General features: G+C 55.5%; 20 protein-coding genes, 6 tRNA genes and 2 other RNA genes. 13 read left to right on the forward strand and 15 right to left on the reverse strand.

Going from position 1 to position 20,410, the window contains the following annotated elements; genetic code table 11:
• Positions 1-147: 147 nt before the first annotated feature.
• The 6 genes from I6L58_RS19390 (at position 148) to pdxK (ending at position 5,820) form a co-directional block, all read left to right on the forward strand.
• Positions 148-1,161, forward strand: a complete 1,014-nt coding sequence (locus I6L58_RS19390) for a sulfate ABC transporter substrate-binding protein (RefSeq protein WP_088207971.1) — start codon at positions 148-150, stop codon at positions 1,159-1,161.
• Complete coding sequence (gene cysT / locus I6L58_RS19395; RefSeq protein ID WP_088207972.1) at positions 1,161-1,994, forward strand: sulfate/thiosulfate ABC transporter permease CysT; 834 nt, start codon at positions 1,161-1,163, stop codon at positions 1,992-1,994. Before I6L58_RS19390 ends, cysT begins: the two co-directional genes overlap by 1 nt.
• Entirely contained in the window at positions 1,994-2,869 is an 876-nt protein-coding gene (gene cysW / locus I6L58_RS19400) for a sulfate/thiosulfate ABC transporter permease CysW (RefSeq protein ID WP_006176607.1), read from the forward strand. The genes cysT and cysW overlap by 1 nt, the downstream gene beginning before the upstream one ends.
• Entirely contained in the window at positions 2,859-3,953 is a 1,095-nt protein-coding gene (gene cysA, locus I6L58_RS19405) for a sulfate/thiosulfate ABC transporter ATP-binding protein CysA (RefSeq protein WP_088207973.1), read from the forward strand. Before cysW ends, cysA begins: the two co-directional genes overlap by 11 nt.
• Positions 3,954-4,066: 113 nt before the next feature.
• The gene (gene cysM, locus I6L58_RS19410; protein ID WP_006176605.1) at positions 4,067-4,978 is read left to right on the forward strand and encodes a cysteine synthase CysM; all 912 of its coding nucleotides are present in this window, start codon (positions 4,067-4,069) and stop codon (positions 4,976-4,978) included.
• Positions 4,979-4,983: 5 nt separating this feature from the next.
• Positions 4,984-5,820: a pyridoxine/pyridoxal/pyridoxamine kinase gene (gene pdxK / locus I6L58_RS19415; protein ID WP_088207974.1), complete on the forward strand. Its 837-nt coding sequence runs from the start codon at positions 4,984-4,986 to the stop codon at positions 5,818-5,820.
• Positions 5,821-5,864: 44 nt separating this feature from the next.
• On the opposite strand, the gene crr is transcribed toward pdxK, so the two are convergent.
• The 5 genes from crr to cysZ form a co-directional block, all read right to left on the reverse strand.
• Positions 5,865-6,374, reverse strand: coding sequence for a PTS glucose transporter subunit IIA (gene crr, locus I6L58_RS19420; RefSeq protein WP_003861316.1), 510 nt, complete (start codon positions 6,372-6,374; stop codon positions 5,865-5,867).
• Positions 6,375-6,413: 39 nt separating this feature from the next.
• Entirely contained in the window at positions 6,414-8,141 is a 1,728-nt protein-coding gene (gene ptsI / locus I6L58_RS19425; RefSeq protein WP_006176603.1) for a phosphoenolpyruvate-protein phosphotransferase PtsI, read from the reverse strand.
• A gap of 44 nt (positions 8,142-8,185) precedes the next feature.
• Positions 8,186-8,443, reverse strand: coding sequence for a phosphocarrier protein Hpr (ptsH, locus tag I6L58_RS19430; protein WP_000487600.1), 258 nt, complete (start codon positions 8,441-8,443; stop codon positions 8,186-8,188).
• 317 nt (positions 8,444-8,760) lie between these two features.
• Positions 8,761-9,732: a cysteine synthase A gene (cysK, locus tag I6L58_RS19435; RefSeq protein ID WP_006176601.1), complete on the reverse strand. Its 972-nt coding sequence runs from the start codon at positions 9,730-9,732 to the stop codon at positions 8,761-8,763.
• A gap of 163 nt (positions 9,733-9,895) precedes the next feature.
• Positions 9,896-10,657, reverse strand: a complete 762-nt coding sequence (cysZ, locus tag I6L58_RS19440; protein ID WP_042320621.1) for a sulfate transporter CysZ — start codon at positions 10,655-10,657, stop codon at positions 9,896-9,898.
• A 230-nt stretch (positions 10,658-10,887) separates the two neighbouring features.
• Between cysZ and zipA the strand changes: the two genes are divergently transcribed.
• The 3 genes from zipA to I6L58_RS19455 all read left to right on the forward strand — a co-directional run bounded on the left by zipA (position 10,888) and on the right by I6L58_RS19455 (position 14,191).
• Positions 10,888-11,889, forward strand: a complete 1,002-nt coding sequence (gene zipA, locus I6L58_RS19445) for a cell division protein ZipA (RefSeq protein ID WP_088207975.1) — start codon at positions 10,888-10,890, stop codon at positions 11,887-11,889.
• A gap of 69 nt (positions 11,890-11,958) precedes the next feature.
• Positions 11,959-13,974 (forward strand): NAD-dependent DNA ligase LigA, encoded by a 2,016-nt coding sequence (gene ligA, locus I6L58_RS19450; protein ID WP_006176598.1) that lies wholly within the window; start codon positions 11,959-11,961, stop codon positions 13,972-13,974.
• A 1-nt stretch (position 13,975) separates the two neighbouring features.
• Entirely contained in the window at positions 13,976-14,191 is a 216-nt protein-coding gene (locus I6L58_RS19455; protein WP_006176597.1) for a DUF3820 family protein, read from the forward strand.
• Here the strand turns inward: I6L58_RS19455 and I6L58_RS19460 are convergent.
• The gene (locus I6L58_RS19460; RefSeq protein ID WP_058610269.1) at positions 14,188-15,183 is read right to left on the reverse strand and encodes a bile acid:sodium symporter family protein; all 996 of its coding nucleotides are present in this window, start codon (positions 15,181-15,183) and stop codon (positions 14,188-14,190) included. The two genes, I6L58_RS19455 and I6L58_RS19460, sit on opposite strands and share 4 nt — an antisense overlap.
• Before the next feature lie 89 nt (positions 15,184-15,272).
• On the opposite strand from I6L58_RS19460, the gene I6L58_RS19465 reads away from it, so the two are divergent.
• Positions 15,273-16,214 carry a LysR family transcriptional regulator gene (locus I6L58_RS19465; RefSeq protein WP_088207976.1) on the forward strand — a complete coding sequence of 314 codons (942 nt, stop codon included), beginning with the start codon at positions 15,273-15,275 and terminating at the stop codon, positions 16,212-16,214.
• Here the strand turns inward: I6L58_RS19465 and I6L58_RS19470 are convergent.
• The 7 genes from I6L58_RS19470 to I6L58_RS19500 all read right to left on the reverse strand — a co-directional run bounded on the left by I6L58_RS19470 (position 16,205) and on the right by I6L58_RS19500 (position 17,421).
• Positions 16,205-16,546 carry a FlxA-like family protein gene (locus tag I6L58_RS19470; protein ID WP_088207977.1) on the reverse strand — a complete coding sequence of 114 codons (342 nt, stop codon included), beginning with the start codon at positions 16,544-16,546 and terminating at the stop codon, positions 16,205-16,207. The two genes, I6L58_RS19465 and I6L58_RS19470, sit on opposite strands and share 10 nt — an antisense overlap.
• A 187-nt stretch (positions 16,547-16,733) precedes the next feature.
• Positions 16,734-16,859, reverse strand: a non-coding RNA gene (locus tag I6L58_RS19475) — RtT sRNA.
• Between the two features lie 29 nt (positions 16,860-16,888).
• Positions 16,889-17,014: non-coding RNA, RtT sRNA (locus I6L58_RS19480), on the reverse strand.
• 29 nt (positions 17,015-17,043) lie between these two features.
• Positions 17,044-17,119 (reverse strand) — tRNA-Lys (locus I6L58_RS19485).
• A 4-nt stretch (positions 17,120-17,123) separates the two neighbouring features.
• Positions 17,124-17,199, reverse strand: a tRNA-Val gene (locus I6L58_RS19490).
• Positions 17,200-17,228: 29 nt separating this feature from the next.
• A tRNA-Val gene (locus I6L58_RS19495) sits at positions 17,229-17,304 on the reverse strand.
• A gap of 41 nt (positions 17,305-17,345) precedes the next feature.
• Positions 17,346-17,421: transfer RNA gene (locus I6L58_RS19500), tRNA-Val, on the reverse strand.
• A 259-nt stretch (positions 17,422-17,680) separates the two neighbouring features.
• On the opposite strand from I6L58_RS19500, the gene gltX reads away from it, so the two are divergent.
• Entirely contained in the window at positions 17,681-19,096 is a 1,416-nt protein-coding gene (gene gltX, locus I6L58_RS19505; protein ID WP_006176592.1) for a glutamate--tRNA ligase, read from the forward strand.
• Positions 19,097-19,148: 52 nt separating this feature from the next.
• Here the strand turns inward: gltX and I6L58_RS19510 are convergent, their stop codons facing one another.
• Positions 19,149-19,535: a YfeC-like transcriptional regulator gene (locus I6L58_RS19510; protein ID WP_006176591.1), complete on the reverse strand. Its 387-nt coding sequence runs from the start codon at positions 19,533-19,535 to the stop codon at positions 19,149-19,151.
• 1 nt (position 19,536) lies between these two features.
• Positions 19,537-19,899 (reverse strand): YfeC-like transcriptional regulator, encoded by a 363-nt coding sequence (locus I6L58_RS19515; protein ID WP_006176590.1) that lies wholly within the window; start codon positions 19,897-19,899, stop codon positions 19,537-19,539.
• A 217-nt stretch (positions 19,900-20,116) separates the two neighbouring features.
• On the opposite strand from I6L58_RS19515, the gene I6L58_RS19520 reads away from it, so the two are divergent.
• Positions 20,117-20,192 (forward strand) — tRNA-Ala (locus I6L58_RS19520).
• Between the two features lie 41 nt (positions 20,193-20,233).
• Positions 20,234-20,309 (forward strand) — tRNA-Ala (locus I6L58_RS19525).
• Positions 20,310-20,410: the final 101 nt, after the last annotated feature.

Genomic DNA, 20,410 nt, shown 5'->3' on the forward strand with positions numbered 1-20,410 from the left:
CGTTAGCGCTACCCGGCAATTTTCCCCGCAGCCTTATTCTCTTTTCTGCTTCTAAATCACCAAACGGTATATAAAACCGTTACTCCTTTCGTCCTCGTTATAAATATTATGACCATAAGATAGTCATCTCATTTATAAGGGTGCGTAATGGCCGCTTCTGTACTGAAAAAAGGTTCCCTGGCGCTGGCAGGTTTACTGCTGGTGGCACAGGCGCAGGCAACCGAGCTGCTGAACAGCTCGTATGATGTCTCCCGCGAGCTGTTTGCCGCCCTTAACCCGCCGTTTGAACAGCAGTGGGCCAAAGACAACAACGGCGACAAGCTGACCATTAAGCAGTCTCATGCCGGTTCGTCCAAGCAGGCGCTGGCGATCCTGCAGGGGCTGAAAGCGGACGTGGTGACGTATAACCAGGTAACGGATGTACAGATCCTGCACGACAAGGGCAAGCTGATCCCGGCGGACTGGCAGAGCCGCCTGCCGAACAACAGTTCGCCGTTCTACTCCACCATGGGCTTCCTGGTGCGCAAGGGCAACCCGAAAAATATCCACAACTGGAACGATCTCGTGCGTTCCGACGTGAAGCTTGTCTTCCCGAACCCAAAAACCTCCGGTAACGCGCGCTACACCTATCTGGCCGCGTGGGGCGCGGCGGACAAGGCGGACGGCAACGACAAAGCCAAAACCGAGCAGTTCATGACCCAGTTCCTGAAAAACGTCGAAGTGTTTGATACCGGCGGACGCGGAGCCACCACCACCTTTGCCGAGCGCGGCCTGGGTGACGTGCTGATCAGCTTCGAATCGGAAGTGAACAACATCCGCAAACAGTACGAGGCGCAGGGCTTCGAGGTGGTCATCCCGAAAACCAACATCCTGGCCGAGTTCCCGGTGGCGTGGGTGGATAAAAACGTGAAGGCCAACGGCACCGAGAAGGCGGCGAAGGCTTACCTGAACTATCTGTACAGCCCGCAGGCGCAGACCATCATTACTGATTATTACTACCGCGTGAATAACCCGGACGTGATGAACACGCTGAAGGATAAATTCCCGCAGACCGAGTTGTTCCGCGTGGAAGATCATTTTGGCGCGTGGCCTGAGGTGATGAAGACGCACTTTGTCAGTGGCGGAGAGTTAGACAAACTGCTGGCGGCGGGGCGTAAGTAATGTTTGCAGGATCAACAAGACGCGTGCTGCCGGGCTTTACCCTGAGCCTCGGGACCAGCCTGCTGTTCGTCTGCCTGATTTTGCTGTTGCCGCTCAGCGCGCTGGTCATGCAACTCGCGCAGATGAGCTGGGCGCAGTACTGGGAGGTCATTACCAACCCGCAGGTGGTGGCGGCCTATAAGGTCACGCTGCTGTCGGCGTTTGTGGCCTCCATTTTTAACGGCGTGTTCGGCCTGCTGATGGCGTGGATTTTAACCCGCTACCGTTTCCCGGGCCGTACGCTGCTGGATGCGCTGATGGACCTGCCGTTTGCGCTGCCGACCGCAGTTGCAGGCTTAACGCTGGCGTCGCTGTTCTCCGTCAACGGGTTTTACGGCGAGTGGCTGGCGAAGTTTGATATCAAAGTGACCTATACCTGGCTTGGTATCGCAGTGGCGATGGCTTTCACCAGCATCCCGTTCGTGGTGCGTACCGTTCAGCCGGTGCTGGAAGAGTTAGGCCCGGAGTATGAAGAGGCGGCAGAAACGCTGGGCGCTACGCGCTGGCAGAGCTTTCGCAAGGTGGTGCTGCCGGAGCTGTCTCCGGCGCTGATGGCGGGCGTGGCGCTGTCGTTTACCCGCAGCCTCGGTGAGTTCGGCGCGGTGATTTTCATCGCCGGGAATATCGCGTGGAAAACGGAAGTGACCTCGCTGATGATTTTTGTGCGTTTGCAGGAGTTTGATTATCCGGCGGCCAGTGCGATTGCCTCGGTGATCCTCGCCGCGTCGCTGCTGCTGCTGTTCTCGATTAACACTCTGCAAAGTCGCTTTGGTCGACGCGTGGTAGGTCACTGATGGCGGAAGTTACTCAATTGAAGCGCTATGATGCGCCCCGTATCAACTGGGGCAAATGGTTTCTGATTGGCACGGGCGTGCTGGTGTCGGCGTTTATTCTCGTCGTGCCGATGGTCTACATCTTTGTACAGGCGTTCAGCAAAGGGCTGATGCCTGCGCTGGAAAACCTGGCGAACCCGGATATGCTCCACGCCATCTGGCTGACCGTGCTGATTGCGCTGATCACCGTGCCGGTGAACCTGGTGTTCGGTACGCTGCTGGCCTGGCTGGTGACGCGCTTTAACTTCCCAGGGCGTCAGCTTTTGCTGACCCTGCTGGATATCCCCTTTGCGGTTTCGCCAGTGGTGGCGGGCCTGGTTTACCTGCTGTTCTACGGCTCCAACGGCCCGCTGGGCGGCTGGCTGGACGAGCATAACCTGCAAATCATGTTCGCCTGGCCGGGCATGGTGCTGGTGACGGTTTTTGTCACCTGTCCGTTTGTGGTGCGCGAGCTGGTTCCGGTGATGCTGAGCCAGGGCAGCCATGAAGACGAAGCGGCGGTACTGCTGGGCGCCTCCGGCTGGCAGATGTTTCGTCGCGTCACGCTGCCGAATATCCGCTGGGCACTGCTCTATGGCGTGGTGCTGACCAACGCCCGCGCGATTGGCGAATTTGGTGCGGTGTCGGTGGTGTCCGGCTCGATCCGCGGCGAAACCCTGTCGCTGCCGTTACAGATTGAATTACTGGAACAGGACTACAACACCGTCGGTTCCTTTACTGCCGCAGCGTTGCTGACGCTGATGGCGATTTTGACCCTGTTTTTGAAGAGTGTGGTGCAGTGGCGTTTAGAGAATCAGGAAAAACGTCAGCATCAGGAGGGAAATCATGAGCATTGAGATTGCCAATATTAAGAAGTCTTTTGGTCGCACCCAGGTGCTGAATGATATCTCGCTGGATATCCCTTCCGGACAAATGGTCGCGCTGCTGGGGCCGTCTGGCTCCGGTAAAACCACGCTGCTGCGCATCATCGCCGGGCTTGAGCACCAGACCAGCGGACACATCCGCTTCCACGGTACCGACGTGAGCCGCCTGCATGCCCGCGACCGTAAGGTGGGCTTTGTGTTCCAGCACTACGCGCTGTTCCGCCACATGACCGTATTCGACAACATCGCCTTTGGCCTGACCGTGCTGCCGCGTCGCGAACGTCCCAGTGCGGCAGCCATCAAAGCGAAAGTGACCAAACTGCTGGAGATGGTGCAGCTCGCCCATCTGGCGGATCGTTTTCCCGCCCAGCTTTCCGGCGGTCAGAAACAGCGTGTCGCCCTGGCGCGCGCGCTGGCCGTTGAGCCGCAGATCCTGCTGCTGGACGAACCGTTCGGCGCGCTGGACGCGCAGGTGCGAAAAGAGCTACGCCGCTGGCTGCGTCAGCTGCACGAAGAGCTGAAGTTTACCAGCGTCTTCGTGACCCACGATCAGGAAGAGGCGATGGAAGTCGCGGACCGCGTGGTGGTGATGAGTCAGGGGAACATTGAGCAGGTTGACGAGCCGGAACAACTCTGGCGCGAGCCGTCCACCCGCTTCGTGCTCGAATTCATGGGGGAAGTGAACCGCCTGCAGGGCACCATTCGCGGCGGCCAGTTCCACGTCGGCGCGCACCGCTGGCCGCTGGGCTACACTTCCGCCCATCAGGGGCCGGTGGATCTGTTCCTGCGTCCGTGGGAAGTGGACGTCAGCCGTCGTACCAGCCTGGATTCACCGCTGCCGGTGCAGGTTCTTGAGGCTAGCCCTAAAGGGCACTACACCCAACTGGTGGTACAACCGCTGGGCTGGTACACCGAGCCGCTGACCGTGGTGATGCGTGATGACGTGCCGCCGCACCGGGGTGAACGCCTGTTTGTGGGCCTGCAGCATGCCCGTATTTATCATGGCAACGAGCGTATTGAGACGCGCGAGGATATTGCTCTGGCGGAGTCGGCCTGATAGGTTAGGATTACGTAGTTTTGCCGGGTGGCGCTGCGCTTACCCGGCCTACAATATGACGTCTGTAGGCCCGGATCGCTGCGCGCCACCGGGCTTTTTATTGGACAGCGATCATGAATACATTAGAACACACCATCGGCAATACCCCTCTGGTCAAACTACAGCGCCTGGGGCCTGACAATGGCAGCGAAATCTGGGTCAAACTTGAAGGCAATAACCCCGCTGGATCGGTAAAAGATCGGGCAGCGCTGTCGATGATAGTCGAGGCCGAAAAACGCGGTGAAATTAAGCCCGGCGACGTATTGATTGAGGCAACCAGCGGCAACACGGGCATTGCGCTGGCGATGATTGCCGCGCTCAAAGGCTACCGGATGAAGCTTTTAATGCCGGACAACATGAGCCAGGAGCGCCGTGCGGCAATGCGTGCCTACGGCGCAGAGCTGATTCTGGTCACCAAAGAGCAGGGAATGGAAGGGGCGCGCGACCTGGCGTTAGAGATGGCCGGGCGCGGCGAAGGCAAGCTGCTCGACCAGTTCAACAATCCCGATAACCCGTACGCTCACTACACCACCACCGGGCCAGAAATCTGGCAGCAAACCGGGGGGCGCATCAGCCACTTTGTCTCCAGCATGGGCACAACCGGCACCATTACCGGCGTGTCGCGTTTTCTGCGTGAGCAGGAAAAAGCGGTCACCATCGTCGGCCTGCAGCCGGAAGAGGGAAGCAGCATCCCCGGCATTCGCCGCTGGCCGGCAGAGTACATGCCGGGCATTTTTAATGCGCAGCTGGTGGACCTGGTGCTGGATATTCACCAGCGCGAGGCGGAGAATACCATGCGTGAGCTGGCCGTGCGTGAAGGTATCTTCTGCGGCGTCAGTTCAGGCGGCGCGGTAGCCGGTGCGATCCGGGTAGCGCAGGACAATCCGGGCGCGGTGGTGGTGGCGATAATCTGCGATCGCGGGGATCGTTATCTTTCTACCGGCGTCTTTGGTGAAGAGAGTTATTCGCAGGGGGCGGGAATTTAAGCGTCATGGAGATGATTTTATTCCGGGATAAAACCCGGGCGCAGCAAACCGACATTGTTGCCGTGCAGTCGCAGGTGGTTTACGGCAGCGTGGGTAACAGCATTGCGGTGCCGAATATCAGGACCCATCAACTGAACGTTACGGCGGTGCCAACGGTGCTGTTCAGCAACACACCCCATTACGATACGTTTTACGGCGGGGTGATCCCGGACGAGTGGTTTAGCGGCTATCTGAAGGCGCTGGAAGAGCGTGAGATTTTGCGCGAGCTGAAAGCCGTGACCACGGGCTATATGGGTAGCGCCAGCCAGATTGCGCTGCTGTCTCACTGGCTGAAAGTGATCAAAGTTCAGCATCCCGACCTGCTTGTGCTGGTTGACCCGGTTATCGGGGACATCGACAGCGGCATGTACGTGAAGCCCGATATCCCGGAAGCCTACCGTCAGCATCTGCTGCCGCTGGCGCAGGGGATTACGCCTAACGTCTTTGAACTCGAGGTGCTCAGCGGCAAACCGTGCCGCACGCCTGAAAGCGCCATCGCGGCGGCTCAGGGTTTGCTCTCAGACACGCTGAAATGGGTAGCCATCACCAGCGCGCCCGTTGCTGACGCCCCGGAAAACATCCATGTGGTGCTGGTCACCCGGGAAGGCGTTACCGTGAGCGCGCACCCGCGCGTGAAGACGGACCTGAAAGGCACCGGCGATCTGTTCTGCTCTGAACTGGTGAGCGGTATCGTTGAAGGAAAGAGTGTTGCAGACGCGATTCGCAGGGCGGGGGACCGCGTCACCGAGGTGATGATGTTCACGCATGAAAAAGGCTATGACGAGCTAATTCTTCCTGCATAAACAAAAATGGCGCCCGAAGGCGCCATTTTTCTGTGCGGCAAGAATTACTTCTTGATGCGGATAACCGGGGTTTCACCCACGGTCACGCTGCCAGACAGTTTGATCAGTTCTTTGATTTCATCCATGTTGGAGATAACAACCGGCGTCAGGGTAGACTTGGCTTTTTCTTCCAGCAGTGGCAGATCGAATTCAATCACCGGGTCGCCAACTTTAACGCGCTGGCCTTCTTCTGCGATACGTTTGAAGCCTTCGCCTTTCAGTTCAACGGTGTCGATACCGAAGTGAACGAACAGTTCGATACCGCTATCAGATTCGATAGAGAACGCATGGTTGGTTTCAAAAATTTTACCGATGGTGCCGTCAACTGGAGCAACCATTTTGTTGCCAGTTGGTTTGATAGCAATGCCATCACCAACGATTTTCTCAGCAAACACTACATCCGGCACGTCTTCGATGTTGACGATCTCGCCGGAGAGCGGAGCAACAATCTCAATAGTTCCGGAGTCTTTCTTGTCATCAGAAACCAGAGATTTCAGTTTATCGAACAAACCCATGATCTTCTCCTAAGCAGTAATTGGGCCGCATCTCGTGGATTAGCAGATTGTTTTTTCTTCAATGAACTTGTTAACCAGCGTCATTAACTCGTCCGTTGTCGGTTGAGCAAGAGCCTGCTCTGCTAATACCTTCGCATCTTCGAAGTTCGTGTTACGGATAATCTTCTTAATGCGAGGGATGGAAATGGCGCTCATAGAGAATTCGTCCAGACCCATACCCAGCAACAGAAGTGTAGCACGTTCGTCGCCTGCAAGCTCACCGCACATGCCAGTCCATTTACCTTCTGCATGAGAAGCATCAATAACTTGCTTAATAAGCGTCAGTACGGACGGTGACATTGGCTGGTAGAGATGTGAAATCATATCATTACCACGGTCAACTGCCAGGGTGTACTGCGTTAAATCATTGGTACCGATACTAAAGAAATCAACTTCTTTGGCTAAATGACGCGCAATGGTCGCCGCCGCAGGTGTTTCCACCATTACGCCGATCTCAATTGACTCGTCAAAGGCTTTGCCTTCGTCGCGCAGCTCCTGTTTGTAGATTTCGATCTCTTTTTTCAGTGCACGCACTTCTTCAACAGAGATGATCATCGGGAACATAATGCGCAGCTTACCGAACGCAGAGGCACGCAGGATAGCGCGAACCTGGTCACGCAGGATCTCTTTACGATCCATGGCGATACGAACCGCACGCCAGCCCAGGAACGGGTTCTCTTCTTTCGGGAAGTTCATGTACGGCAGCTCTTTGTCGCCACCGATGTCCATGGTACGTACGATAACCGCCTGAGAGCCACAGGCTTCAGCCACCGCTTTGTAAGCAGCGAACTGCTCTTCTTCGGTTGGCAGCGCGTCGCGGTCCATGAACAGGAATTCAGTACGATACAGACCGACACCTTCCGCGCCGTTGCGCTCAGCGCCGTCGACGTCGCGGACGGTACCGATGTTAGCGCACACTTCAACCTGATGACCGTCCAGCGTAATGGCTGGCAGATCTTTCAGCTTAGCGAGTTCCGCTTTCTCGGTAGCAACCTGCTCCTGAACGGTGCGCAGCTGCTCGATCACGTCGTTGGTTGGGTTGACGTAAACCACATTGTTTACGGCATCCAGAATCAGATAGTCGTCGTTTTTCACCTGAGAGGTGACGCTACCGGTACCCACGATGGCAGGCAGTTCCAGAGAACGCGCCATGATAGAGGTGTGGGAGGTACGTCCACCCGCATCGGTGATGAAACCCAGCACCTTGTTCAGGTTCAGCTGTGCGGTTTCAGACGGGGTCAGATCGGCGGCAACCAGGATAACTTCGTCCTGAATCGCGCTCAGATCGATAATGGCCAGACCCAGGATGTTGCGCAGCAGGCGCTTACCGATGTCACGTACGTCCGCCGCACGCTCTTTCAGGTATTCATCATCCAGTTCTTCCAGGGCAGTTGCCTGACCTTCGATAACTTCATGCGCAGCTGCATCAGCCGTCATGCCTTTATCTTTAATCAGGGCTATGATTTCCTGCTCCAGCTCCTCATCTTCGAGCAGCATGATGTGCCCTTCGAAGATGGCTTCTTTTTCTTCACCGAAAGTTTCACCAGCTTTAGTTTTGATCGCTTCCAGTTGCGCAGATGCCTTGGCACGACCGCTCAGAAAACGTTCAACTTCCTGATCAACCTTGTCGGCAGAAATTTTTTTCCGGTCGATGACGATCTCGTCTTCTTTCAGCAGCAGTGCTTTGCCGAAAGCGATACCCGGGGATGCTAAAATGCCTGAAATCATAACCCTACCTTACTTGTGACTGATATATAAAAGAACCCGTAAACTTACTCGAGCTCAGCCATCAGTTTTACCAGATGCTCAACTGCTTTCTGCTCATCTTCGCCTTCTGCGGAGATGGTCACAACGGTACCCTGAGTCAGGCCCAGAGTTTGCAGTTTGAACAGGCTTTTTGCGCTGGCGCTTTTGCCGTTGGAAGTCACAGTGATTTCAGAAGTGAAGCCTTTCGCTTCTTTAACAAACTGAGCAGCAGGGCGGGTATGCAGACCGTTCGGAGCGGTAATGGTAACTTCTTGCTGGAACATTGTATTTCCCCAACTTATAGGTTTAGTGTTGTGGAACTAAAGTCTAGCCTGGCGACTTAACTTTAGCCTGTATTGTTAGCGCTGACGTTTCTACCGTCATTAAACATTATGCAGTGAAAGCAAGACTTGAACCAAATCATAAAATCGATTCAGCAAGGCGATTTCGTTGAATGATTAATTTCGCGCTTCAAAATAATTGCTGGTTTAAATACCAGACCAGACGGGGTGAATCAATGCCAGGAGGGGTAAAACTTTGAAGCAGACCACAAAAAAGCACCCGAAAAGGTGCTTTTTTACGCGTTTTTAACATGCTGGCATTACTGTTGCAGCTCTTTTTCAGTAAAGAGATCGGCGAACAGGGCAGTACTTAAGTAACGCTCACCCGAGGAAGGCAGGATAACCACAATATTCTTATTGGTAAAGGTTTCATCTTCCTGAAGCTTGAGCGCCGCCGCGACGGCTGCACCTGAAGAGATACCGGCCAGAATGCCTTCTTCGTCCATCAGACGACGTGCGGTGGAGATCGCCTCTTCGTTAGTAATAGCGACAACCTTGTCGATCAGCTTCAGATCCAGGTTACCCGGAATGAAGCCTGCGCCAATGCCCTGGATTTTATGCGGGCCTGGTTTCAGCTCTTCACCCGCCAGCGCCTGAGCAATTACTGGAGAGTCGGTTGGCTCCACGGCCACGGTGATTAAATCTTTTTTGCCTTTAGTGCCTTTAATATAGCGCGATACGCCCGTCAGGGTGCCGCCGGTACCCACGCCGGAAATGAAAACATCAACCTGGCCGTCGGTATCTTCCCAGATTTCCGGGCCGGTGGTTTTCTCATGAATCTCCGGGTTTGCCGGGTTGCTGAACTGCTGCAGCAGCAGGTATTTGGCCGGGTCGCTCGCCACAATCTCTTCGGCTTTCTGGATGGCTCCTTTCATGCCTTTCGCGCCTTCGGTCAGCACCAGGTTTGCACCCAGCGCTTTCAGCAGCTTGCGACGTTCAATACTCATGGTTTCAGGCATGGTCAGCGTCAGCTTATAGCCGCGCGCGGCTGCCACGTAAGCCAGAGCAATACCGGTGTTGCCGCTGGTAGGCTCAACCAGCTCAACGCCAGGCTTCAGCACGCCACGTTTTTCGGCATCCCAAATCATGTTTGCACCGATACGGCATTTCACGCTGAAGCTCGGGTTACGAGATTCGACCTTCGCCAGGATGCGTCCATTACCGATACGGTTCAGTCGAACCAGGGGCGTATGACCGATAGTCAGCGAGTTGTCTTCATAAATCTTACTCATGGCCTGTCCTTAACTGTATGAAATTGGGATACCGACCCAGCATACCTGTAGTACAGGTAGGGGGAAGTAAGGAATTCGCATATCTATATGCTGCAAGGAAATAATGGGGATCAGTATGGAATAAGGGAGAGCATAAGCTACTCCCTCTTTACACATTTTTGCATTATTTCCATAACGCGTGCTTAGCACGGTAGCAGTCCACCCACATTGCGGTGGCACCGCACACAGCGACCGGCATGATGAACAGATTCAGGAACGGGATCATGGTGAACAGGCTGGTCAGCGCGCCGAACTGCATGTTGGCCACCTTCTGCGTTCGCAGGGCGGTGCGCATCTCTTTGAACGGCACCTTATGGTTATCGAAGGGGTAGTCGCAGTACTGGATGGCGAGCATCCACGCGCTGAACAGGAACCACAGCACCGGGGCCACCGTCTGCCCGATGCCCGGCACGAAATAGAGAATGAGCAGGACAATCGCGCGCGGCAGGTACCATGCAAACTTTTGCCACTCGCGCTTCATGATGCGCGGCACATCTTTCATGATGCCCAGTACGCCCGTGTCCGGCGGTGTCGCACCGGTCAGTCGCGCTTCCAGCTGTTCCGCCAGCAGGCCGTTAAACGGCGCGGCGATCCAGTTGGCAATCGTTGAGAAGAAATAGCCAAACACCAGCAGCACGGACACAACCGCAACCGGCCACAGCAAGTAGTTCAGCCACTGTAGCCAGTCCGGCACGTAGCTCATCAGTGAGGGGATCCAGCTTTCCAGCTTCGTGAACAGCCACCAGAACGCGCCGCCCATCAGCAGGATGTTGATCAGCAGTGGCAGAATAACAAAGCGGCGAATACCCGGCAGGGAGACCAGTTTCCAGCCCTGAGAGAAATACCACACGCCGCTGCGGGGCGTTGAAGACGATGTTGAAACCATAACCAGGCTGTACTCCTTTTTACACAACCAGTGAAATTGCCCGCCTATATTATCCAGTTGCGGGCCAATGACCAGTTCGGAAATGTTCGAAAAAACAGCAAAAAGCACGTTTTAGCGCATCTTTATGCTGTGAATGCTCTGCATACACTTGCACTTGACGTAAACGGCAAATACTCTTAGTGAGTAAATGTTTGCCGTGGTGGCAAGGTGTTAGAACAACAGAGAATATAATGATGCAGGATTTGCGTCTGATATTAATCATTGTTGGCGCGATCGCCATAATCGCTTTACTGGTCCATGGTTTCTGGACCAGCCGTAAAGAGCGCTCTTCTATGTTTCGCGATCGCCCACTGAAGCGCATGAAGTCCAGTCGTGAAGACGATGACGGTGAAGACGACATCGTAGGAAGCGACGACGACGGCGTGGGTGAAGTTCGTGTTCATCGGGTCAATACTGCGCCCGGCGTAGCGCATGGGGAGCATGACGCTCCTCGTCCTGCGCAGCACCAGTATCAACCGCCGTATGCCTCTGCCCAGCCGCGCCAGCCCGCGCAGCCGCCTGTTCAGGAGCCGGTGCGTCAACCGCAACAGCCTGTTCAGCAGCAGCCTGCCGCGCCACAACCGGCGCAGCAGCAACCTGTTCACCAGCCTGCGCAGCAACCGGTACAACAACCGCAGCCGCAGCCGATGCAACAGCCGCAGCCGATGCAACAACCGCAACCGCAGCCTGAACCCGTGCAGCCCGCTCCGGCGCCGCTCGTTGAGCCAGAGCCGGTTGTTGAGCCAGAGCCGGTCGTTGAAAAACCGCAGCGTAAGGAAACGGTCATCATCATGAACGTGGCTGCGCATCACGGTAGCCACCTCAACGGTGACGTGCTGCTTAACAGCATTCAACAGGCTGGCTTCAAGTTTGGCGATATGAACATCTTCCATCGCCATCTTAGCCCGGACGGTAGCGGCCCGGCGCTGTTTAGCCTCGCCAATATGGTGAATCCTGGCACCTTTGATCCTGAAATGACCGGTGATTTCGTGACGCCGGGGATCACCATCTTTATGCAGGTACCGTCCTACGGTGACGAGCTGCAAAACTTTAAGCTGATGCTGCAGTCTGCCCAGCACATTGCCGACGAAGTGGGCGGTGTGGTGCTTGACGATCAGCGTCGGATGATGACGCCGCAAAAACTGCGCGAGTATCAGGACCGCATCCGCGACGTTAAGGAAGCGAACGCGTAATACACGCGCTCACTTCACCACCTCCTCAACCCCCGCATGTCGGGGGTTTTTTCTCATTGATGGTGCGATATGGACTCAATCGAACAACAACTCACTGAACTGCGAACCACGCTTCGCCATCATGAATATCTCTATCACGTTATGGACGCGCCGGAAGTGCCGGATGCGGAGTATGACCGCCTGATGCGTGAGCTGCGTGAATTAGAAGCGCAGCATCCCGAGCTCATTACCCCGGACTCCCCAACGCAGCGCGTCGGTGCAGAGCCGCTGGGTGCATTCAGTCAGGTGCGTCATGAAGTGCCTATGCTGTCGCTGGATAACGTCTTTGATGAAGAGAGTTTTCTGGCATTTAACAAGCGCGTGCAGGATCGGCTTAAAAGCAGCGATGCGCTGACCTGGTGCTGCGAGCTGAAGCTGGACGGCCTGGCCGTCAGCATTCTGTATGAAAACGGCGTACTGGTGCGCGCGGCGACCCGCGGCGACGGCACCACGGGTGAGGATATCACCACGAACGTTCGCACTATTCGCGCCATCCCGCTGAAGCTGCACGGCGATAACATTCCTGCGCGTCTTGAAGTGCGCGGAGAAGTGTTCCTGCCACAGGCGGGCTTTGAAAAGATTAACGAAGAGGCGCGTCGGACCGGCGGCAAAGTGTTTGCTAACCCGCGTAATGCGGCGGCGGGCTCCTTACGCCAGCTTGATCCCCGTATCACCGCGAAGCGACCGCTGACGTTCTTCTGCTACGGCGTGGGTATTCTGGAGGGCGGTGAACTGCCTGATACGCATCTGGGCCGTTTGCTGCAGTTTAAGGCCTGGGGGCTGCCGGTAAGCAACCGCGTGCAGCTCTGTGATTCCCCTGAGGCCGTGCTGGCGTTCTACCACAAGGTGGAAGAAGATCGTCCGACCCTGGGCTTTGACATCGACGGCGTGGTGATTAAGGTCAACTCGCTGGCGTTACAGGAGCAGTTAGGCTTTGTCGCACGCGCGCCGCGTTGGGCGGTGGCCTTTAAATTCCCGGCGCAGGAGCAGATGACCTTTGTTCGCGACGTGGAGTTTCAGGTCGGGCGCACCGGGGCGATCACGCCGGTAGCGCGTCTTGAGCCGGTGCAGGTGGCTGGCGTGCTCGTCAGCAATGCGACGCTGCACAATGCCGATGAAATTGCGCGCCTGGGGCTGCGCATTGGCGACAAGGTGGTGATTCGCCGTGCGGGTGATGTGATCCCGCAGGTGGTGAACGTCGTGGAGTCAGAACGCCCGGACGATACCCGTGCAATTGAGTTCCCGTCACATTGTCCGGTATGCGGTTCGGACGTTGAACGCGTTGAAGGTGAGGCCGTAACGCGCTGCACTGGCGGTTTGATCTGCGGGGCCCAGCGCAAAGAGTCGCTGAAGCACTTCGTTTCACGCCGCGCCATGGACGTCGACGGCATGGGCGACAAAATCATCGATCAGCTGGTGGAAAAAGAGTATGTCCATACGCCAGCCGATCTGTTTAAGCTGACGGCGGGTAAACTGACCGGTCTTGATCGCATGGGGCCGAAGTCGGCGCAAAATGTGGTGAACGCCCTCGAAACCGCCAAAAAGACGACCTTTGCCCGTTTCCTTTATGCGCTGGGTATTCGTGAAGTGGGCGAAGCTACGGCCGCTGGTCTGGCCGCGTATTTTGGTACCCTGGAGGCGCTGGAGAAAGCCAGTATCGACGAACTGCAAAAAGTCCCGGACGTCGGAATTGTGGTCGCGACGCATGTCTTTAACTTCTTTGCTGAAGAGAGCAACCGCGAGGTTATCGGCAAGCTGCTGGCCGAGGGGATCAGCTGGCCTGCGCCGGTTGTGGTGAATGCCGAGGAAATAGACAGCCCGTTCGCCGGTAAAACGGTGGTCCTGACAGGGAGCCTGAGCCAGCTTTCACGTGATGATGCTAAAGCGCGTCTGGTGGCGTTGGGCGCAAAAGTGGCGGGCAGCGTATCGAAGAAAACCGACCTGGTGATCGCCGGGGAAGCCGCCGGTTCGAAGCTTGCCAAAGCGCAGGAGCTGGGCATTGAGGTTATCGACGAGGCGGAAATGCTGCGCCTGCTGGGAGAATAACGTGGAGAAAGAGCAGCTTATCGACATCGCCAACACGGAGATGCCGTTCGGCAAGTATAAAGGCCGCAGGCTGATTGATTTGCCGGAAGAGTATTTGCTGTGGTTTGCCCGTAAGGACGAGTTTCCCGCCGGACGGCTGGGCGAACTTATGGCTATCACGTTACTGGTTAAAACCGAGGGGCTGACACAGCTGGTTCAGCCCCTGAAACGCCCTTAAGCTTTCGCGGCGCGGGTCTCTTCCTGCGCCTGCTTTTCTGCCTGACGCTTGTAGCGACGCGCCAGCACCGCGCAGACCATCAGCTGGATCTGATGGAAAATCATCAGTGGCAGCACCATCATCCCTATCATCGAGGTTGGAAAAAGAATGTTGGCCATCGGGATGCCGTTCGCCAGGCTCTTTTTCGATCCGCAGAAGACAATGGTAATTTCATCGGCTTTGTTGAAGCCGCATTTGCGTGCCACAAACACGTTCACCGCAATGACTATCGCCAGCAGAACAATGCTTACCACCACGATGAAGAGCAGCGAGCCAGCACCGACTTTATGCCAGATGCCATTGACCACGGCTTCACTGAAGGCGGAGTAGACCACCAGCAGGATTGACGTCTGATCGGTTTTTGAAATCCACTTTTTGTGCTTCGTAACGAAGTTCGCCGTCCACGGACGGGAGAGATGCCCAAGCACAAACGGCAGGAGCAGCTGCAGACAGATCTTCCCGACCTGCTCCAGGTTACCTTCCGCGCCATGCATGTTCATCAGCAGCCCGACCAGCAGCGGCGAGACAAAAATGCCCAACAGGCTGGAGGCGGAAGCCGAACACACCGCCGCCGCAACGTTACCACCTGCCAGCGACGTAAACGCAATTGCGGACTGCACGGTAGCGGGCAAAATGCACAGATACAGGAAGCCGGTATAGAGCGCCGGGTCGACGTTAACCGGTGCCCACCAGGCAAAGAGGACGCCGAGAACGGGGAAGAGAATGAAGGTGCTGCACATCACCCACAGGTGCAATCGCCAGTGACTGCCGCCTGCGATGATCGCTTCACGCGACAGTTTTGCACCGTGCATAAAGAACAGCAGGGCGATGGCCGCCGTGGTCAGCCCTTCAAAAAAGGGAACGAATCCGCCGCGTGCCGGAAAGAACGAGGCCAGCAGAACGGTGACGATGAGGGTAAGCGTAAAAGGATCAAGGATACGAAAGAGTTTCATAATGACTCCTGAATGCAGATATGGCTATTGTGCTTTTTTCGATTTGAGAAATAAAATTGATTTATTGCATCCATATATGAATAAAACAGATGAATTACTCACTCCGCCAGCTACGCATTTTTGTCACCGTTGCCCATGCCCGAAGCTTTAGCCGGGCAGGAGAGATGATCGGGTTGAGCCAGTCCGCCGTTAGCCACAGCGTTAAAGAGCTGGAAAACCAGACCGGCGTGAAGCTGCTTGACCGCACCACGCGCGAAGTCGTGCTTACCGAGGCCGGGCTACAGCTGGCGACGCGGCTGGAACGGCTGCTGGATGAATTGAACAGCACATTGCGGGATGTGGGGCGGCTCGGACAGCAGCTTACGGGCACCGTGCGGGTGGCGGCAAGCCAGACCATCTCTGCTCACCTCATTCCGCAATGTATTGCCGAGAGCAACCGCCGCTACCCGGATATTGATTTTGTTCTTCACGACCGTCCACAGCAGTGGGTGCTTGAGAGCATACGTCAGGGGGAGGTGGATTTCGGTATCGTTATCGATCCGGGGCAGGTGAGCGATCTGGAGACGGAAATTGTGCTTTCAGAGCCTTTCCTGCTGCTGTGCCGCGACGACGATCCGCTGGCTCAGTTGCCGCATGTTGACTGGATGGCGCTGCAGGGTGCGAACCTGGTTTTGCAGGATTACGCCTCGGGAAGCCGTCCGCTGATTGATGCCGCGCTTGTTGCGCAGGGCGTGCAGGCGGAGATTGTGCAGGAGATTGGGCATCCTGCCACGCTGTTTCCGATGGTGGAGGCGGGAATTGGCATCAGCGTGCTACCGGCGCTGGCCTTGCCTCTGCCGCAGGGTAGCCGTCTGACGGTGAAGCGACTGGTTCCCTGTATTGAACGTCAGCTGATGCTGGTGCGTCGTAAAAACCGCTCGTTGTCGGGCGCGGCACAGGCTGTCTGGGAAGGGGTGCGCATTCAGGCCCGGAAGCTAACCGAGGCTCGCACGCGCGACCCGCTGTTCCACGCGCCGGAACGTCAGATATAGATGTCAATCTGTCGATCGTCTGAAGGAATATTTACCCCTTCAGCACGGGCCTGCTTCTGCTCATGTTTTTGCTGCGCCTCTTCGGCCTGCTGACGCTGAAGCTGCGCCAGCTGGGTCTGCAGCATCTTGAGCTGCATCTGAATCATCTCCTGCTCTTTTTTCTTATCTTCTACACTGCCGCTGCCGTTAGGGATCTCTTTTAGCTGCTGCGTCAGTTTGACAATTTTGGCTGTGATGCGGCTAATCTGGGCCGCGATATCGTTACCGCCTGAATCGCTGCTTCCGCTGCTGCTGGTTTGCAGGGAGGGAGTTGATGTCTGAATGGTTGTCATGCTTTTTCCTCGCGCCATAAAACAGAGATATCGGCAAAAAAAGGATTAGCTTGAGGGAAATTGCTATACGGCGGAGAGGGTTAGGGGAGCCCTGATCGCCTCAATGCGTTCGGCTCGAACCTGCTGCAGGTTCGAATCATTCAAATTGCAGATAGCAAAAAGGCGCCTTTAGGGCGCCTTTTTACATTGGTGGGTCGTGCAGGATGACTCGCTTCGCTCGCCCTTCGGGCCGTCGCCGTAAACGGCTCCGGTGCCTCAATGCGTTCGGCTCGAACCTGCTGCAGGTTCGAATCATTCAAATTGCAGATAGCAAAAAGGCGCCTTTAGGGCGCCTTTTTACATTGGTGGGTCGTGCAGGATGACTCGCTTCGCTCGCCCTTCGGGCCGTCGCCGTAAACGGCTCCGGTGCCTCAATGCGTTCGGCTCGAACCTGCTGCAGGTTCGAATCATTCAAATTGCAGATAGCAAAAAGGCGCCTTTAGGGCGCCTTTTTACATTGGTGGGTCGTGCAGGATTCGAACCTGCGACCAATTGATTAAAAGTCAACTGCTCTACCAACTGAGCTAACGACCCGAAATGGTGGGCGATGACGGGCTCGAACCGCCGACCCCCTCCGTGTAAAGGAGATGCTCTACCAACTGAGCTAATCGCCCATTTCGGAACTGCTGCGATAAGGTGAGAATGGTGGGCGATGACGGGCTCGAACCGCCGACCCCCTCCGTGTAAAGGAGATGCTCTACCAACTGAGCTAATCGCCCAATCTCAATTCTTATCTACACTGCGAGCCTACCGAAGTAGATGGTGGGTGATGACGGGCTCGAACCGCCGACCCCCTCCGTGTAAAGGAGATGCTCTACCAACTGAGCTAATCACCCCCGCTGTGTGGAGTCGCATTATAGGGAGAGTTGAAAATGAGTCAACGCCTTTTCTAAAGTTTTTATTCGTTCGTCGTAAATTTAAACAAAGCGATCGCAAAATGGGCTGTGGAGCTTGAATTCTAAACAAAAACAGTAAACTCGAGCCTGATGCAGGGATCGACATTGAGGAATCGCCCTACAGTGATAGAATATTGCCCATTGTTTTTTCCCCCGGGATTCGCCGGATGCCGGCACCTTTATAACGTAAGGCCAATTCATGAAAATCAAAACCCGCTTCGCGCCAAGCCCGACAGGCTATCTGCACGTCGGTGGCGCACGTACCGCGCTCTATTCCTGGCTTTTTGCACGCCATAACAAGGGCGAGTTCGTACTGCGTATTGAAGACACCGATCTCGAACGCTCCACGCCGGAAGCAATCGAAGCCATTATGGATGGTATGAACTGGCTGAATCTGGAGTGGGATGAAGGCCCGTATTTCCAGACCAAACGTTTTGACCGTTATAACGCGGTCATCGACGAGATGCTCGTGGCGGGCACGGCCTATAAATGCTACTGCTCCAAAGAACGTCTGGATGCGCTGCGCGAAGAGCAGATGGCCAATGGCGAAAAACCACGTTATGACGGTCGCTGCCGTCACGACCATAGCGAACACGCTGCCGACGAGCCGTGCGTGGTGCGTTTTGCTAACCCGCAGGACGGCTCTGTTATCTTTGATGACCAGATCCGCGGGCCGATTGAATTCAGCAACCAGGAACTGGACGACCTGATCATCCGCCGTACGGATGGCTCCCCGACCTATAACTTCTGCGTTGTGGTTGACGACTGGGATATGGAAATCACCCATGTCATTCGTGGTGAAGACCATATCAACAACACTCCACGCCAGATCAACATCCTCAAAGCGCTGAATGCCCCTGTGCCTGTGTATGCGCACGTCTCCATGATTAACGGTGATGACGGTAAAAAGCTCTCCAAACGCCATGGCGCGGTGAGCGTTATGCAGTACCGCGATGATGGCTATCTGCCAGAAGCGCTGCTGAACTATCTGGTGCGTCTGGGCTGGGCAAGTGGTGACCAGGAGATCTTCAGCCGTGAAGAGATGATCGAGCTGTTCTCGCTTAACTCCGTGAGCAAGTCTGCCAGCGCGTTCAACACGGACAAACTGCTGTGGCTGAACCATCATTACATCAACACCATGCCGCCAGAATATGTGGCAACGTACCTGCAGTGGCATATTGAGCAGGCGAACATCGATACCCGTACCGGCCCTGAGCTGGCGGATCTGGTCAAGCTGCTGGGCGAGCGCTGCAAAACCCTCAAAGAGATCGCGGAAAGCTGCCGCTATTTCTATGAAGAGTTTGACGAGTTCGATGCCGACGCGGCGAAGAAACACCTGCGCCCGGTCGCTCGTCAGCCGCTGGAAGTGGTACGTGACAAACTGGCTGCCATCACCGACTGGACGGCTGAGAATGTCCATCACGCGATTCAGGCAACCGCCGATGAGCTGGAAGTCGGCATGGGTAAAGTCGGTATGCCACTGCGCGTTGCGGTAACCGGTGCGGGCCAGTCTCCTGCGCTGGATGTCACCGTCCACGCTATCGGTAAATCACGCAGCGTCGCGCGTATTAACAAAGCGCTGGGCTTTATTGCAGAGCGTGAAAGCCAGCAGTAATTAAGCTTTGGCTAAAAAAAACGGCAGTTCACACTGCCGTTTTTTATGCCTGTTATTCAGCGATGCCCAGTCGCGCAAGAAAACCATGAATGCCTTCGCGAGCCAGCAAAACGTGCAAACGTTCCTGCTCGTCCTGCGTCATATTTTCCAGCGAATCGATTATTTGCGGGAGCAGGCCCGACGTGGGCGGTTGACCGTATAACGTGGGCGCTTCTGCCAGCTGGTACATCGTCTGACGGTTACGAACGGCGGGAAGGCTCATGATATGCCCCTTCACGCGTCCATCAATATGTATAAGCCGCGCTCTGCCACCTTTCACACCGTTGATACCTTCCGTTTTCCAGCCTTTCTGGCGTATCCAGCGGTTCACGGTTTGTCTTGCGACCCCCAGGCTATCAGCCAGCTCTTCCGTGGTCATTTTACTGCGTATTCTTTTCATATCAGTTCTGGTCGCGAATCCCTAAACGTTGCAACAATCCGGTAATCCCTTCCCGCAGTAACAGAGATGTCATCTGCTTTTGCTCATCCGGCGTCATTTCATTCGCCAGCGTCAGAAGTAAAGTGCGAAGCGCGCCGTCCTGGCCGCCGCTTTCCGGCATTTCAGCGGTGTCTGGAGCCTTACGTGCGCTGCGGATAAATTCCCGCACTCTCTCATTCACATGTACCAGACGCGCCTTACCGCCCTGAACTCCTGGTTTTGGCGATGTAATCCAACCCTCTTTACGAACCCATTTATTGATGGTCTGTCGGCTATAGCCAGTGAGCAAGGCCAATTCTTCTGGCGTCATTCGTTCCTTGATCATGCAATTTCCTGAGTATTCGTGTGGTTACTTAGTGGTTCATCTTATAGCACCGTTTTACGTGAAAACGTGACAGGCTTAACTACTGGTTGCGAGCAGGCTCGCAAAGTGGTTCATTTGACTGATTTTTCGGCGGTTGAAAGTTAAAGGCTTATTTTGCCGTTGACACTCAGCGGCGGAATTCATATTATGCCGCCCGTCAACATGACAGCTTTACGACGGGGCTATAGCTCAGCTGGGAGAGCGCCTGCATGGCATGCAGGAGGTCAGCGGTTCGATCCCGCTTAGCTCCACCAAACTCTGAACCCAACAGAGTGCGGTAGGTAAAGTAACATGTGGGGCTATAGCTCAGCTGGGAGAGCGCTTGCATGGCATGCAAGAGGTCAGCGGTTCGATCCCGCTTAGCTCCACCAAAATTTGAACCCTCGTCGAAAGACGGGGGTTTTTTTATGCGTCTGTAACAGCTTTACGATCTTTTTGTTGCCAACTACGCGAATTTCTATACATCAGCTCA

Source organism: Enterobacter cancerogenus (assembly GCF_019047785.1).
Lineage (GTDB): Bacteria > Pseudomonadota > Gammaproteobacteria > Enterobacterales > Enterobacteriaceae > Enterobacter > Enterobacter cancerogenus.

Coding starts and splice junctions, on each gene's coding strand:
- I6L58_RS19390 (WP_088207971.1), top strand. CDS start 148: ATGGCCGCTTCTGTACTGAAAAAAGGTTCCCTGGCGCTGGCAGGTTTA.
- cysT (WP_088207972.1), top strand. CDS start 1,161: ATGTTTGCAGGATCAACAAGACGCGTGCTGCCGGGCTTTACCCTGAGC.
- cysW (WP_006176607.1), top strand. CDS start 1,994: ATGGCGGAAGTTACTCAATTGAAGCGCTATGATGCGCCCCGTATCAAC.
- cysA (WP_088207973.1), top strand. CDS start 2,859: ATGAGCATTGAGATTGCCAATATTAAGAAGTCTTTTGGTCGCACCCAG.
- cysM (WP_006176605.1), top strand. CDS start 4,067: ATGAATACATTAGAACACACCATCGGCAATACCCCTCTGGTCAAACTA.
- pdxK (WP_088207974.1), top strand. CDS start 4,984: ATGGAGATGATTTTATTCCGGGATAAAACCCGGGCGCAGCAAACCGAC.
- crr (WP_003861316.1), bottom strand. CDS start 6,374: ATGGGTTTGTTCGATAAACTGAAATCTCTGGTTTCTGATGACAAGAAA.
- ptsI (WP_006176603.1), bottom strand. CDS start 8,141: ATGATTTCAGGCATTTTAGCATCCCCGGGTATCGCTTTCGGCAAAGCA.
- ptsH (WP_000487600.1), bottom strand. CDS start 8,443: ATGTTCCAGCAAGAAGTTACCATTACCGCTCCGAACGGTCTGCATACC.
- cysK (WP_006176601.1), bottom strand. CDS start 9,732: ATGAGTAAGATTTATGAAGACAACTCGCTGACTATCGGTCATACGCCC.
- cysZ (WP_042320621.1), bottom strand. CDS start 10,657: ATGGTTTCAACATCGTCTTCAACGCCCCGCAGCGGCGTGTGGTATTTC.
- zipA (WP_088207975.1), top strand. CDS start 10,888: ATGATGCAGGATTTGCGTCTGATATTAATCATTGTTGGCGCGATCGCC.
- ligA (WP_006176598.1), top strand. CDS start 11,959: ATGGACTCAATCGAACAACAACTCACTGAACTGCGAACCACGCTTCGC.
- I6L58_RS19460 (WP_058610269.1), bottom strand. CDS start 15,183: ATGAAACTCTTTCGTATCCTTGATCCTTTTACGCTTACCCTCATCGTC.
- I6L58_RS19465 (WP_088207976.1), top strand. CDS start 15,273: ATGAATTACTCACTCCGCCAGCTACGCATTTTTGTCACCGTTGCCCAT.
- I6L58_RS19470 (WP_088207977.1), bottom strand. CDS start 16,546: ATGACAACCATTCAGACATCAACTCCCTCCCTGCAAACCAGCAGCAGC.
- gltX (WP_006176592.1), top strand. CDS start 17,681: ATGAAAATCAAAACCCGCTTCGCGCCAAGCCCGACAGGCTATCTGCAC.
- I6L58_RS19510 (WP_006176591.1), bottom strand. CDS start 19,535: ATGAAAAGAATACGCAGTAAAATGACCACGGAAGAGCTGGCTGATAGC.
- I6L58_RS19515 (WP_006176590.1), bottom strand. CDS start 19,899: ATGATCAAGGAACGAATGACGCCAGAAGAATTGGCCTTGCTCACTGGC.